We start from the raw sequence: 15,130 nt of genomic DNA on the forward strand, positions 1-15,130 counted from the left end.
ATGATAAAAAAAATTATGTTAATGGCAATATTTACTTTATTACCATTACAATTATTTGCATATGATATAAGTTTTAATAAAAAGTTTTCAAGTGTAGTGACTCCTGATGTATTAACTACATTTATTTCTGTAAATATAGAAGGTGATGATGAAAACTTTATAAATAGAAATATAGATAGATTTAACGATTTTATAAAAGATAGTGATAGTGTTACTAAAAAAAATGGTTCATATATTTTAAACCCTAAATATAGATACTATAAAAATAAACAAGAGTTTATGGGATATGTGGGAACACTAAGATATGAAATACAATCAACTAATGCAAAAAAAATAAATAAATTTATTGATGAACTTATTGCTTTAAAGAAAATAGTTGATATAAGAAAAGCTAAGGTAAATATTTCAAATTTATCTTGGAAGATTAGTGAAAGCTTATATGAAAAATCAGTTGATTTATTAAGAATTGAAGTTATTACTTGGGCAAGTAAATATAGTAAAAATTTAAGTGCAAAACTTTTAAAAAGTTGTGAAGTAAAAAATATAAATATAAACAATATTTCAAGAAACAATTTTTTTAGAAGTGAAGCTATGCCTATGAGTGCTAAAGCGGTTTCAGATTTAGCCCCTGTAAATAGTGATAAGACTATTTCTTTAAACCCAAACTTTTTAATGGAGTGTAAATAAATGATAATATGTGCTGGAAGAAATGAAGTATTTCCATTTGCAACACCAATTGGAGTAGGGCTTGTAGAATCTGCTATAAACCTTACAAGACAGTGTTTATTTGATAAGCCAGATTATTTACTATTTATAGGAAGTGCTGGTTCGTATGGTGAACATAAGGTATTTGATATTCTTGAGTCAAAAAGAGCTTCAAATATTGAGCTTAGTTTTTTAACTAATAGTTCATACACTCCTTTAGATAATGTTTTAGAATCAGAAAATAAGTTTGCAAGAAATGATACTATTGTAAACTCATCAAACTATATCTCTACAAACAGTGAACTTACAAAAAACTTTAAAGAGTACGGTATAGGTATTGAAAACATGGAGTATTTTTCTGTACTTCAAGTTGCAAAACAGTTTGAAATACCTGTTGCTGGTATCTTTGTTGTTACAAACTTTACAGATGAAAATGCCCATGAAGACTTTATGAAAAATCATAAAGTTGCAATGGAAAAACTAACTAATTATTTAGTTGAAAAACAAATTATAAAATAAGAGTAGAAAATATGTCAAAATTTGCAGAACCATCTATATATGATTTTACTTTAGATGATTTAAAAAATACTTTAAAGCCATCATTTAGAGCAAAACAAGTATATAACTGGTTATATAAAAACTATGCTTCATCATATGATGAAATGAAAAATATCCCTAATGATTTAAAACAAACATTAGAAAATGAATATCCAATAGATATTATGGAAATTGTGAAAAAAGAACAAAGTAGCGATGGAAGTATAAAATATCTATTTAAATTAAGAGATAACCATACGGTTGAGGCTGTATTGCTTCTAATGAAGAAAAAAAAGATTGATGAAGATGGAAATATCCAAAGAAGTGAGCAGTATACTGTTTGTATTTCTTCACAAGTTGGGTGTAAAGTAGGGTGTACTTTCTGTCTTACAGCTAAAGGTGGGTTTGTTAGAAATCTTACTGTAGGAGAGTACATAGCTCAAATTGTAAATATCAAAAGAGATAATGATATTCCTGAAAATAAGTCTTTAAATATCGTATATATGGGAATGGGTGAGCCACTTGATAATTTCAATAACTTTACTAAAGCAGTTGAAATTTTTTCAGATGAAGATGGTTTATCAATAAATAGAAGAAGACAAACAGTATCAACATCAGGTGTTGCTTCAAAGATTGAAAAACTTGGTGAAAAAGATTTAGGAATACAACTTGCTATTTCTTTACATGCTGTTGATGATGAGCTAAGAAGTGAACTTATTCCTATGAATAAGGCTTATAATATTGCTTCTATTATTGCTGCTGTTAAAAAGTTCCCAGTTGATACTAGAAAAAAAGTTATGTTTGAATATCTTGTAATTAAAGGTAAAAATGATTCTATTGAAGCAGCAAGAAAACTTCTTGTTTTACTAAATGGAATTCATGCAAAAGTAAATTTAATTTACTTTAATCCATATCCAGGAACTACATATCAGCGACCAGAAGAAAAAGATATGATAAAATTCAAAGACTTTTTAAATGATAGGGGACTTATTTGTACTATAAGAGAGTCAAAGGGGCTTGATATTTCAGCTGCTTGCGGGCAGTTAAAAGAGAAGGAAACAAATGGCAACACTTGAGATAGCACTTTTAGCTTTTATAGTAGTAGTGGTAGTAGTTTCGGCAGTAGGTTTTTATATAAGTAATAAAGAAGATAAAGAAGAGGAGAATTAATTTAAAATGGCAATTACAAGATTTGCACCAAGCCCAACAGGATATTTACATATTGGAGGTCTTAGAACAGCTTTATATAGCTATTTATGGGCTAAAAAAACTGGTGGTGAGTTTAAATTAAGAATTGAAGATACAGATAATGCAAGAAATAATGAAGATGCAGTAAGAGCTATTCTTGAAGCTTTTGAGTGGGTTGGAATGCCAAGTGACTGTGAAATTGAATATCAATCAAAAAGAACAGATATTTATAAAAAATACATCGCTCAATTACTAGAAGAGGGTAAAGCATATAAATGTTATATGAGTAGAGATGAACTTGATGCCCTAAGAGCTAAGCAAGAAGCTGCAAAAGAAAACCCAAGATATGATGGTACTTGGAGACCAGAGGATGGTAAAGTATTACCTGAAATTCCTGAGGGAGTTGAGCCAGTAATTAGAATCAAAGCTCCAACTGAGGGAAAAATTGAGTTTGAAGATGGTGTAAAAGGAAAGATGAGTTTTGATGCTTCTCAAGTAGATGATTTTGTAATTGCAAGAGCAAATGGTATGCCTATTTATAACTTTGTTGTTGCTATTGATGACCATTTAATGGGAATGACTGATGTATTAAGAGGTGATGACCATGTATCAAATACTCCAAAACAAATCGTAATTTATAATGCTTTAGGATTTGATGTACCAAAATTCTATCATATGCCAATGATTAATAATCCATCAGGTAAAAAACTATCTAAAAGAGATGGTGCTATGGATGTTATGCAGTATAAAGAAGATGGATATTTACCAGAAGCACTTTTAAACTTTTTAGTAAGACTTGGTTGGTCAAATAAAGATCAAGAGATTTTCTCAATGGATGAGATGTTAGAATTATTTGATCCAAATAATATCAATAAATCAGCATCAGCTTATAATGCAGAAAAGCTTTTATGGTTAAATGCTCATTATATTAAAAATGTATCAAATGAGAGATTAGCAAAAGAGTTAGAGTATTTTGATTGTCACTTAGAAGGACATGATAAAAAAGAGATGTTATTAGACTTATCAAAAGAGAGAGCTCAAACATTAATCGAATTAAAAGATGCAATTTCTAAAATAGTTGAAGTTCCTACATCTTATGAATCAAAAGGTTCTAAGAAGTTTGTAAAAGAGGGAACTGTTGAGATGTTAGAAAACTATTTAGCTTTATTAGAATCAAATAAAGATAGTTTACATTTAGCACCAGATTATGAACTTATAACAAAACCTTTTATTGAAGAAAATGGTTTAAAATTTCCTCAATTATTCCAACCAATTAGAATTGCTTTAACAGGTGGAACACAAGCACCTTCTGTATATGATATTATGGCAATATTAGGATTTGATGAAGTAAAAACTAGAATAAACAATGCAATAGCGCAAAATTTTGGAAAAGAGTAGTACTCTTTACTTGATTATTATTTCATAATAGGGCATAATGATTATACTTAAATAAAGGAAGAATTAACATGAACATTTATGTTGGAAATCTGTCTTACCAAATGACAGATAAGAGTTTAGAAGAAGTTTTTGCTAAGTTTGGCGAAGTTAAAAGTGCTAAAGTTATCATGGATAGAGATACTGGAAGATCAAAAGGTTTTGGTTTTGTTGAAATGAATTCAGCAGACGCTGGAAGTGAAGCTATTGAAGCATTAAACGGTAATGACTGCGAAGGTAGAACTTTAAGAGTTAATGAAGCAAAACCAAGAGAAGAAAGACCTAGAAGACAATACTAGTCATTTTTTCTTATCATAAAAAAAGCCTTAGATACATTGTATCTAAGGCTTTTTTATTTTAGAAACTTTCCCATTCATCATCTGAACTATTAGTATTACTTTTTATTGTTGTATTACTTGAAGGAGTATGTTTTTTAACCTTGATTGGTTTTACTTCTTTTACTTCAATAGCAGAAGAATCATAACTAGGCTGTTTTACCTTAGCTGTACCCTTACCTTCAAAGTTGTTTTTATTAACTGCTTCAACAACTTCTTGTGCAATAGTATTTGTTTCTTGTGCAATAGAGTTTGTTTTATCTGCAATAGCAGCATTTTGTTGTGTAAATTGATCTAATTGTCCAACTGCATCAGCAATTTGAGTCATACCTATTGTTTGCTCATTTGCTGCATGTGTAACATCATCAATAAGTTTACTTGTTTCCACAATCTTTTCATCTAATTGATTAAAGCCTTCAATCATTTTACTACTGATGCTTTTACCTGTATTTGCTTTTACAGTTGCTGTTTCAACTAAATCTTTAATCTCTTTAGCAGCTTCAGCTGATCTGCTTGCTAGGTTTCTAACTTCTTGTGCAACTACGGCAAAACCTTTACCAGCTTCACCAGCAGTAGCAGCTTCAACAGCTGCATTTAGTGAAAGAATATTTGTTTGGAATGCAATTTGATCAATAACTGAAATTGCATCGTTTATGGCAACAACAGTATCATTTATCTCATCCATTGATTTTACAGTTTCATTTGCTAGGCTTTGACCCTCTGCAGCAGATGATTTTGTCTCATTTGAGATATTAAGCATCTGTTGTGCTTTTTGATTTGTTTGTTCAATATTACTTGTAATCTCGTCAATAGATGCAGCAGTCTCTTCAAGTGAACTTGCTTGAGAAGTTGCATTATTACTTAAAGTTCTTACATTTTGAGTTAATTCACTTGAACTATTTTGTAATGATATACCATCTTCTTCACTATCTTGAAGCATATGTGTAATCATTCTATTCATCTCAATAATCTCATTTCCAATCTTACCACAGCTAGAAGAGTCAAGTTTCGCTGTAAAGTCCCTATTTGTATAGCTTCCTAAAACGTCACTAATTTTATTTAAATCTTTTCCTACTAAACTTTCAAGAGTATCAAGCATAGAGTTTAGAAGTTCTTTTAACTCATTTAATGATTCAGTTGAAGTTGAATTTGAAATTCTTTTATCTAAATAACCTTGGCTTACAGTATTAGCAACAGTTTTAACATTTTCAATTAATGAATTGTCTTGTTCAATTCCTACTTTAATTTTCTCTACGTTTGTATTAATTGAATAAGCCATTACTCCAAATTCATCACTACTTTTAACAGCAATGTCATTTGTTGTTGTTGATTCTTTATTTAGGTATTTAAAGAATCCTTCAAGCCCAATAGAAATATCACTTAAGTTAGAGTTCAACTTTCTAACTGATAAATAAATAACACCTGCAATTAAAAGAAGACCTATTAAACTTGCCACTATAGAGAAGTTTCTAATAAATATTGCATTTCCTAAATATTCAGTTGTTGGAGCTAAAACTACAAAATTCCAATATGTATCAGTTCCTTTTAATTCAAAAGGAGTTGAGTAGTAAAATGATTCATTTCCAGTATTTTCAGATATTTTTGTAAATGAATATGGCTTATTTTCCTTAGAGTTTGATAATAGATTTTTATAGTCTTGAGAATTATTAGTAATATCTAATATATCTTTTCCTAAATAATCTTTATTTTTGTGACCAACCATAATTCCATAGTTATCAATTAAGAAAGTATAACCTGTGTCAAATACTTTAATTGAGTTTGCCATTTTAGCAAAAGTATCAAGAACAATATCAACTCCAATAGTACCTAAAAATAATCCATCTTTATACATAGGAAGAGCAATAGTTGTCATAAGTACTTCAACTCCATCAACAGGATATTTGTAAGGTTTAGTGATGAAAGTTTTTCTAGCTTCTCTAGGGCCTTTAATCCATTCTAAATCATCACTATACACTGAACCTGTATCTAGTACATACGAGCCTTTTGATCTTACAACATAAGGATTAAACTGACCTGTTTTATCATATCCAGCTTTTTTTGTACCTTCTGGGATTAAATCAAAAAAAGTACCTTTTTCTTTAACTTTAAACCAAACACCAATAATACTTTTGTTGTGTTCTAAAATAGATTCAAAAAACTTGACAGTCTCTTTTTCACTCATTTTAGTATTATGAGCTACTGCTTGCTCAAACCTTGAAGTCAAACCTCTTGTAACAATAATAGATTGTTCAATTTGACCTTTAATATTTTCAGCATGTTTAGCTGAAAGCTCTTTTAAATATTTCCTTGCATCTTCTTGAGATGTTTTATATGAGTAACTTGATACAAAGTACATAGTAATAGAAAATACTAATACCGTAGCACCAAGAACTTGTAATAAAAGTTTCTTTCCAAAGCTAGATTTCTTTTCCATGTTAAATCCTTTTTTTCGCTATATAAAAATTATACCAGTAAAAAGTATCATTTGAGTTATAAAAAGTGTTATAAAACAAACAAATATATAAAATAATGAAACTAGATACCATAAATGATAATAATGACAATTATATAATAAAAATCAATAGATAATCTTTAAATTATTTACAAATTTTTAGTATTTATAGAAGTTTATTAACTTTTATTTGATAAGATTAAATTTTAAGGATAAATAATGAAAATATTACTTTTAGAAGATGATTTATTGTTAAATGAGATTATCGAAGAGCATTTAGAAGAAAAAGCTTATGATGTTGATTGTGTTTATGATGGAAATGAGGCTTTAGATTATATTTATGAAAGAAACTATGATATATTTTTATTTGATGTTAATGTACCTTCTTTAAATGGTTTTGATCTATTAAAACAAATAAGACAAAGAGGAATAAACACAGCAACTATTTTTATTACTTCTGCAAATTTACTTGAAGATGTTGAAGAGGGCTTTCGTTCAGGTTGTGATGACTATATAAAAAAGCCTTTTGAGTTAAAAGAATTAGATTTACGAATAGAAAATATTTGTAGATTACATAATATCTCTCCCATAAAACTTATCAAAATAGATGAAACAACTAACTTAGATGCGAATAATTTAGAGGTTTTAAAAGAAAATAATAGCTATCATATTACACAAAAAGAGTGTGATGTTCTTTTATATCTAATAAAAAGAAAAAATGTAGCTGTGAGTGTTGATGAGTTAAGTATGAATGTTTGGGCATATGAAGATACTCCAAGCGCATCAACTATTAGAACTTATATTAAAAATTTAAGAAAAGTCTTAAATGAAAATATAATATCAAATATTAGAGGAGTGGGTTATAGATTTAACAGTAAATGAAAAAAGTACTTATTATAAATTTGTTGGACTTTTTTTAGGCTCTTCTTTAATTCTAATTTTATTTTTAGCATTTTTTTATTTTCAAAATGAACAAAGACTTTATTATGATTTAACAAAATCAAAAATGCAAAATAATTTATCAAAACTCTCATCAAATATCATTTTATCTCATATGTCAAATACTAAGTTTGATACTAGTAATTTATTAAAAAATCAAGATTACAAAATAGCTTTTTATGATTATAATAAAAAAAAGAGTTTTGGAAACCTAGATAGAGCAATTGATTTAGATAAAAAAGTTATTGAAATGAACAATAGTCTAATCTTAGTTGATGATTCAACTTTAGGTCATTTAGGAATTTTTTATCTGGCAATAGAGGATAACTCTTATCATAAAAAAATCTATGATTTAAAAATAGATATCTTACTATTTTTTTGTTTAGTCTATTTATTTATAGCAATTATAGGATTTTATCTAGCAAAGTTATTTTTAAAACCTATAAAAGAAGAGAGAATTAAACTAAATAATTTCATCAAAGATACAACACATGAGTTAAATACTCCAATCAGTGCTATTATGATGTCAACTGAAAGCCCAAATCTAAATGAAAAGAAGATAGAACGTATAAGACTTAGTGCCCAAAGAGTCTCTGAAATATATAAAGATTTAACATATATTTTTTTACAAGATAAAAGTAAAAATAGAAATATCCAAAGTCATAATTTAAAAACACTAATTGAAGATCAGTTAGAGTATTTTATTCCACTTGCTAATAAAAAACGAGTTGAAATTGTATGTAATATAGAAAATTATGCTTATGATATCGATAAAGATGATTTTATTAGAGTTATTAACAACCTTGTCTCAAATGCTTTAAAATACAATAAGGTGAATGGGAAAATATACCTAAGTTTAAAGGACAATATCTTAAAAGTAGAGGATACAGGTATAGGAATAAAAAAAGAGAAATTAGATGATATCTTCAAAAGATATTATAGAGCCACAAACGAACAAGGTGGTTTTGGTCTAGGCTTAAATATAGTAAATGATATTTGCAAGGAATATAATATCAAAATTGATGTATCTTCAATATATCAAAAATCTACAACTTTTCAACTAAAGTTTTAACTCCACACAAACTCCATACAAAAAAGATAAGATTCCTAAAATCAAAAAATAGGAGTCTTAAATGAAGTCAATTTTCAAAGTAATTGTAGCAATGTTATTTACAGTTGGTATCTTAAATGCCGAACCTGTTTCTCAAACAGGTGAAAAGGGTGGATATACGATAAAGCTATCATCTGAAAAATCTTTAGTAGTTGGTGAAAATGATATTTTTGTTGAATTATCAAAAGATGGGCAAGTAGTAACAAATGCAAAAGTTAAATCAAAGTTCTTTATGCCAGAAATGCCAGGTATGCCATATATGGAGTACAAAGATAAAGCAAAACTTGTAAATGGTAAATATAAAATGATGATTAATTTCTCAATGGGTGGAACTTGGCAGTATCAACTTAAGTTTAAAACTAAAGAAGGGAAAGTTCATACTGTAAGAGGAAGCGTGAACTTATAATGAAAAAGCTAGCTTTAACTTTAACTCTATGTACCTCTTTTAGTTTTGCTGTATCAATTGATGAGATTGTGTCAAATAGTTTGCAAAATAGTAGTGATTTAAGAAGTTTAAATCAAGCCATTAAAGTTGCAAACGAGAATATCAAACTTACTTCAAAGTGGAGTGACCCAATACTTAGTTTTGGATTTAATGATATTCATTTTGATGAACCATTTAAAAGAGATAAAGAAGCAATGCAAGCAACTTTTATTGGTCTATCACAAGTTATTCCAACAAATGGAAAGTTAGAAATAAAAGAAAAAATTGCTTTAAAAGATATGCAAATAAAAACACTTGTATTAGAAGATAAAAAGTTAAAGTTAAAAGCTAAAATCTATGAATTAGCTTACTCAATAGTGGTTTTAGAAAATAAACTAAAACTACTAAATGAGTATGAAAAAAATATTAAAATATTAGAAGACTTATCTAAATCTCTTTATGAGTTTGGGAAGTCTACACAAAATGAAATACTTGATACAAAAGTTTTGTTTTTAAATGTACAAATTCAAAAACAAAAACTAAAAAATTTAATTGATAATTTATATTTAAAGTTAGAGCAAATATCTTATATGAATATAGATGAAATTTCTCAAAAAAGAATAGAAATAGAAAAACTAGTTTTAAATATGAATGTAAAAGAACATCCTTTCATAAAACAAGAGTATGTAAAATCAAAAAGATATATGTATCTTTCAAAACTTGAAAAAGCAAATGAAGTACCAGATATAAAAGTAAATGTAGCTTATTTTAATAGAGATAACAAGTTTGAAGATTATGCAAATATTTCTGTGAATATTCCCTTAACCATAAATAATACACAAAGTGTAAAATCTTTAAAAGCAAAGTTTGAATCAAATAAAGTATCTTCAAAACTTGATGATACAAAAAGAGTTTTACACACTGAACTTAAAACATATATAAATAGTGCAAATAGTGCATTAGTAAACTATGAACTTATAAAAAATCAAATTATACCCCTTAAGCAAAAGATTCAGAAGAGTCTTGAAAACTACAATAGTTTTTCAAGTGTAAAACCTCAATCTTTAATCAAAAACCTAAATGAGCTAATCTCTTTTGAGATAAAAGCCCTTGATGAGAAGTTTGAATACTTTTCAAACTATTCAAAAACAAAATATTATACATTAGAGGATTAGTAAATGAAAAAATATTATTTTAAAAGTGCAGTTTTTTTATCAATATTTATTTTTACAAGTTTAAATGCAAAGATTATAGAAGTAGAGCAGCTTTTTAATAGAAAAACAGTAAAAGTAAAACAAGAAGAGCTTTCAATAACAAAAAGTTTTTATGGAAAGATGGCAATTGATGAGTCAAAAGTAGTTGATGTGGTTACTAGATTTGATGGATTTGTCACTAATTTAAAGGCTAATAAAACTTTTATGAAAGTAAATAAAAATGAAGAGCTTTTTCAAGTTTATTCAGATGAAATTTACTCAACTCAAAAAGAGTTGCAAATTGCAAAGAGAGTTAATAAAGCACTTTATTTAAGTACTTTAGAAAAACTAAAAGCTTTAGATATAAATAAAAAAGAGTTAGAAAAAATCAAAAGAAATAAACTCTCATATAATGGTGTAAAAGTGTACTCACCTATAAATGCAATAGTTTTACAAAAAAATATAAACCACAAAGGTGCCATCAAAAAAGGTAACCTTTTATTGCAACTTGCAAATATCGAAAAACTTTGGTTTATTGCAAATATTTACCAAAAAGATTTGAACTTTTTAAAAGATGAGATGAAAGCTTTAGTTTATGTAGATGGAATATCTAATCCTATTAAAACAAAACTTGATTATGTTTATCCAACTGTAGATGAAAAAGATAAAAGTGTAGATGTAAGGTTTGTAGTTGATAACAAAGATTTAAAACTTTATCCAAATATGTTTGGAAACATTAAACTAAAATCCATACAAAAAACAATGCTTACTCTTCCTAAAACAGCAGTTTTATCAAAAGGAAGTGAATATTATGTATTTAAACCTATTTCTAAAAAAGAGTTTGAGCCTGTGAAGATTGAAGCAAAGAGATTGTCTTCTTATAAGTATGAAATACTTGATGGATTAGAAGAGGGTGATGAAGTTATAAATAATGCTTTATTCTTATTAGATTCTGATGCGGTTACAAATGCACTTTATGACTCTGATACAGATGATGATTGGTAGGAATATATTATGGTTGAAAGTATAATCTCATATAGTATTAGAAATAAATTTTTAATTCTATTTTCAGTAATAGTTTTAAGTTTTGCTTCTTTTTGGGCAGTAAAAAATACTTCTCTTGATGCAATTCCTGATTTATCACCACCTCAGGTTATTGTACAAGTTAAATGGCCAGGGCAAAGTCCTAAAACAATAGAAGAGCAAGTATCATATCCTTTGATTTCAAATCTTATGAGTTTACCTGATATTGAAACAGTAAGAGCCATGAGTTCTTTTCAAAATGCTTTGATTTATATCATTTTTAAAGATGGCACTGATTTATATGACTCAAGAAATAGAATTTTAGAGCAATTATCACAGCTTCAAGGAACATTTCCTGATGGTGTAAATGTTGCTATTGGACCAGATGCTACAGGAGTTGGTTGGGCTTATGAGTATGCTTTAAAATCAGATACAAAATCTCTTGATGAGTTAAGAACTTTACAAGATTACTATTATAAATATGCACTTTTAGGAGTTGATGGAGTAAGTGAAGTTGCTTCAATTGGTGGGTTTATAAAAAACTATGAGATAACACTAAATCAAGATAAATTAGTGCAGTATGATTTAAGTATAGATGAAATAAAAAAAGCTCTAACTTCAAACAATGATGAACAAGGTGGAAGAATAGTATTAGAAAATGGTTTTGAACATATGATTCAAGCTAAAGGCTATTTACAAAGTGTTGTTGATATTGAAAATATTACAATTAAAACTTTTAATAGTACACCTTTAAAAATAAAAGATATAGCTGATGTAAATATTACTTCAACAAACAGAAGAGGTATGGCTGATTTAAATGGAGAAGGTGATACAGTTGGTGGAATAGTTGTTGTAAGATATGGTGAAAACCCTTATGCTGTAATCAAAGACGTAAAGAAAAAGCTAGAAACTTTAAAAGTAGAGGGAGTTGAAGTAGTTGAGACTTATGATAGAACATCACTAATTGATAAGGCTATTGATACTTTAAAAAATACTCTTATTGAAGAGTCTATTATAGTTATTATTGTTAGTGCCTTATTTTTATTTCACTTTAGAAGTGCTTTGATTATTATCATTACTTTACCTATTACTGTTTTAATTACCTTTTTACTGATGAAACTATTTGGAATGGGCTCAAATATTATGAGTTTAGGTGGTATTGCTATTGCCATTGGAGCAATGGTAGATGCAACTATAGTTATGGTTGAAAATGCCCATAAGTATCTTCAAGGAAAAGAGAATATCTCTAATAAAGAGCGAGTAGAGATTATCATAAAATCAGCAAAACAAGTAGGGCGTCCAATCTTTTTTGCACTTATTTTGGTTGTGGTATCTTTTTTACCTATATTTGCTTTAACAGGACAAGAAGGAAGACTATTTACTCCTCTTGCCTTTACTAAAACTTTTGCCATGATAGCAGGAGCTATTTTATCTATTACTTTAGTACCTATTTTAATGGTATTTTTAATAAAAGGAAAAATATTAAGTGAGAATAAAAATATCTTAAATAGATTTTTCACACTTTTATATTCGCCAATGTTAAAAGCTTCTCTAAAACTAAGATACTTAATAGTATTAGGCTTTATAGGAACCATCATAGCTGCATATCCAGTTTATAAAAAACAAAACTGGGAATTTATGCCTATGATGAACGAACAAACTTTTATGTATATGCCTGTAACTCCTTATGGAATAGGTGTTGATCTTGCAAGAGAGCTTACAAATAAAACAGATAAGATTATCAAGTCTTTCCCTGAGGTAGATACCGTATTTGGTAAAGCAGGGCGAGCAGATACAGCTACTGACCCAGCACCACTTGCAATGATTGAAACGATTATTACTTTTAAGCCTGAAAATGAATGGCGTGAGGGAATGACATATAAAAAGCTTATGCAAGAAATGGATGATAAGTTAAGAGTAGCAGGGCTTATAAACTCTTGGACATATCCTATTAGAGGAAGAATTGATATGCTTTTAACAGGTATTAGAACTCCTCTTGGAATTAAACTTTATGGAAGTGGCCATGAACAACTAGAAACAACAGCTGGATTAATAGAGCAAAAACTAAAAGAGTTTGATAAAACTTTATCTGTATCAACTGATAAAATAAATTCGGGATATTATTTAAATATAGAGGTAAAAGAAGAGCTTTTATCAAGATATGGAATTAGTAAAAATGATATTTTATCAACTATTAGTTTAGGAGTTGCAGGAAGTAAAATCTCAACTTTTATTGATGGTTTAGAGAGATACCCAATAAGTCTAAGATATGAAACAGCTCAAAGAGAAGATATTACAGCTTTAAAAAACTTACAAGTTAAAACAAAGCTAGGTTTTCAGCCTTTAGAAATGTTTGCAGAACTTTACTATGAAGAAGGGCCATCTGTTATAAAATCTGAGAAGGCTTTAAATGTAAACTTTATTTACATCACACCAAAAAATGGTATTTCATCTAAACAGTACAAAGATGAAGCTGTAAAACTTCTTGAAGATATTAAACTTCCAGAAGGCTACTATTTTGAGTGGGCAGGGCAGAGTGAATATCTTGAGTCAGCAATGCAAAGACTTGCATATATCATTCCTTTAACATTTGTGCTTATCTTCATTTTGATATATTTTGCACTAAGAAATATCACTTATACAGTAATAATCTTTTTTACATTGCCATTTGCATTAACAGGTGGGATATTCTATTTAGATTATCTAAACTTTAATATCTCTATTGCTGTAATAGTTGGTTTTTTAGCTCTTTTAGGAGTTGCTGCTGAAACTTCTATTGTGATGCTTGTTTATTTACATGAAGCCATGAATGAGCTAGTTAAAAAACAAGTAAAGTTTACAAAAGAGCATATATTCAATGGTATATATAAAGGTGCTGTTTTAAGACTAAGACCTAAACTTATGACACTATTTGCTATTTTGGGTGGACTAATTCCTATTATGTATATAGATGGAGTAGGAAGTGAAGTTATGCAAAGAATTGCAGCACCTATGATTGGAGGTATGATTAGTTCAGCTTTATTAACGCTTATCATTATTCCGGCAATATTTTATATATATGCAATATACAAGGGTGATAAGTTAAAAGATATTACAGTTAGTCACTAAAGTTATAAATTTAGTGACTACTTAACATTAACTACACAAAAAACATATAAAATTCTTTTATCAAAACAAATAAGGGTTAAATAAAAGGAGACAAAATGGGATTTTTTAGTAAGCTTTTAGGTACAGCAGTATTAACAGCAGGTGTAGCATTTGCAACACCATATAACTTAGATGGCTCACATACAAATGTAGGTTTTTCAGTAAAACACCTGATGATTACAAATGTAAAGGGTGATTTTAAGAAATATGATGCAAAAATTGATTTTGATAATAAAACAAAAAGTTTCAATACTTTTGAAGCAAATATAAATACAGCTTCAATTGATACAGGTATTGAAAAAAGAGATAATCACTTAAAAAGTGGAGATTTCTTCTTATCTGAAAAATTTCCTAAAATGACTTTTGTGATGAAATCATATAAAGCAAATGGTGATGAAGGAAAAATGCAAGGTGATTTAACTATCAGAGGTATTACAAAGCCAGTTACATTAGAAGTTGAAGATTTAGCAACAGTTAAGGACTTCAAAGGAAATAATAGAGTTGGGTTTACTTTAAAAGGTAAAATCAATAGAATGGACTATGACTTAAAATGGAACAAAGCTTTAGAGTTTGGTGGTGTTGCAGTTAGTGAAACTGTTAAGATTATCGTAGATGTTCAAGCAATTGAAAAATAAATAAAAA

13 protein-coding genes are annotated in these 15,130 nt (G+C 28.2%); 12 read left to right on the top strand and 1 reads right to left on the bottom strand.

Annotation, left to right across the window (positions count from 1 at the left end):
- The 5 genes from NJU99_RS00520 to rbp all read left to right on the top strand — a co-directional run bounded on the left by NJU99_RS00520 (nt 1) and on the right by rbp (nt 4,163).
- Nucleotides 1-687 (top strand): SIMPL domain-containing protein, encoded by a 687-nt coding sequence (locus NJU99_RS00520; protein WP_254576787.1) that lies wholly within the window; start codon nt 1-3, stop codon nt 685-687.
- Nucleotides 688-1,224, top strand: coding sequence for a phosphorylase family protein (locus NJU99_RS00525; RefSeq protein ID WP_254576788.1), 537 nt, complete (start codon nt 688-690; stop codon nt 1,222-1,224).
- A gap of 11 nt (nt 1,225-1,235) precedes the next feature.
- Nucleotides 1,236-2,318: a dual-specificity RNA methyltransferase RlmN gene (gene rlmN / locus NJU99_RS00530; protein WP_254576789.1), complete on the top strand. Its 1,083-nt coding sequence runs from the start codon at nt 1,236-1,238 to the stop codon at nt 2,316-2,318.
- Between the two features lie 100 nt (nt 2,319-2,418).
- Nucleotides 2,419-3,828: a glutamate--tRNA ligase gene (gltX, locus tag NJU99_RS00535; protein ID WP_254576790.1), complete on the top strand. Its 1,410-nt coding sequence runs from the start codon at nt 2,419-2,421 to the stop codon at nt 3,826-3,828.
- A 68-nt stretch (nt 3,829-3,896) separates the two neighbouring features.
- Entirely contained in the window at nt 3,897-4,163 is a 267-nt protein-coding gene (rbp, locus tag NJU99_RS00540; RefSeq protein ID WP_254576791.1) for an RNA-binding regulator, read from the top strand.
- Between the two features lie 58 nt (nt 4,164-4,221).
- Here the strand turns inward: rbp and NJU99_RS00545 are convergent, their stop codons facing one another.
- Entirely contained in the window at nt 4,222-6,633 is a 2,412-nt protein-coding gene (locus NJU99_RS00545; protein ID WP_254576792.1) for a methyl-accepting chemotaxis protein, read from the bottom strand.
- 237 nt (nt 6,634-6,870) lie between these two features.
- On the opposite strand from NJU99_RS00545, the gene NJU99_RS00550 reads away from it, so the two are divergent.
- From NJU99_RS00550 to NJU99_RS00580, 7 genes are all read left to right on the top strand, one after another.
- Entirely contained in the window at nt 6,871-7,533 is a 663-nt protein-coding gene (locus tag NJU99_RS00550) for a response regulator transcription factor (protein ID WP_254576793.1), read from the top strand.
- 124 nt (nt 7,534-7,657) lie between these two features.
- Complete coding sequence (locus tag NJU99_RS00555) at nt 7,658-8,662, top strand: sensor histidine kinase (protein WP_254576794.1); 1,005 nt, start codon at nt 7,658-7,660, stop codon at nt 8,660-8,662.
- 61 nt (nt 8,663-8,723) lie between these two features.
- Nucleotides 8,724-9,107 carry a FixH family protein gene (locus NJU99_RS00560; RefSeq protein ID WP_254576795.1) on the top strand — a complete coding sequence of 128 codons (384 nt, stop codon included), beginning with the start codon at nt 8,724-8,726 and terminating at the stop codon, nt 9,105-9,107.
- On the top strand, nt 9,107-10,300 hold the full coding sequence (locus NJU99_RS00565) for a TolC family protein (protein WP_254576796.1): 1,194 nt from the start codon (nt 9,107-9,109) through the stop codon (nt 10,298-10,300). Before NJU99_RS00560 ends, NJU99_RS00565 begins: the two co-directional genes overlap by 1 nt.
- Nucleotides 10,301-10,303: 3 nt before the next feature.
- Nucleotides 10,304-11,323, top strand: coding sequence for an efflux RND transporter periplasmic adaptor subunit (locus tag NJU99_RS00570; protein ID WP_254576797.1), 1,020 nt, complete (start codon nt 10,304-10,306; stop codon nt 11,321-11,323).
- Nucleotides 11,324-11,332: 9 nt separating this feature from the next.
- Complete coding sequence (locus NJU99_RS00575) at nt 11,333-14,449, top strand: efflux RND transporter permease subunit (RefSeq protein WP_254576798.1); 3,117 nt, start codon at nt 11,333-11,335, stop codon at nt 14,447-14,449.
- Nucleotides 14,450-14,544: 95 nt separating this feature from the next.
- Nucleotides 14,545-15,123, top strand: coding sequence for a YceI family protein (locus tag NJU99_RS00580; protein ID WP_254576799.1), 579 nt, complete (start codon nt 14,545-14,547; stop codon nt 15,121-15,123).
- The last annotated feature ends 7 nt before the right edge of the window (nt 15,124-15,130 follow it).

The organism is Arcobacter roscoffensis (assembly GCF_024267655.1).
Lineage (GTDB): Bacteria > Campylobacterota > Campylobacteria > Campylobacterales > Arcobacteraceae > Arcobacter_B > Arcobacter_B roscoffensis.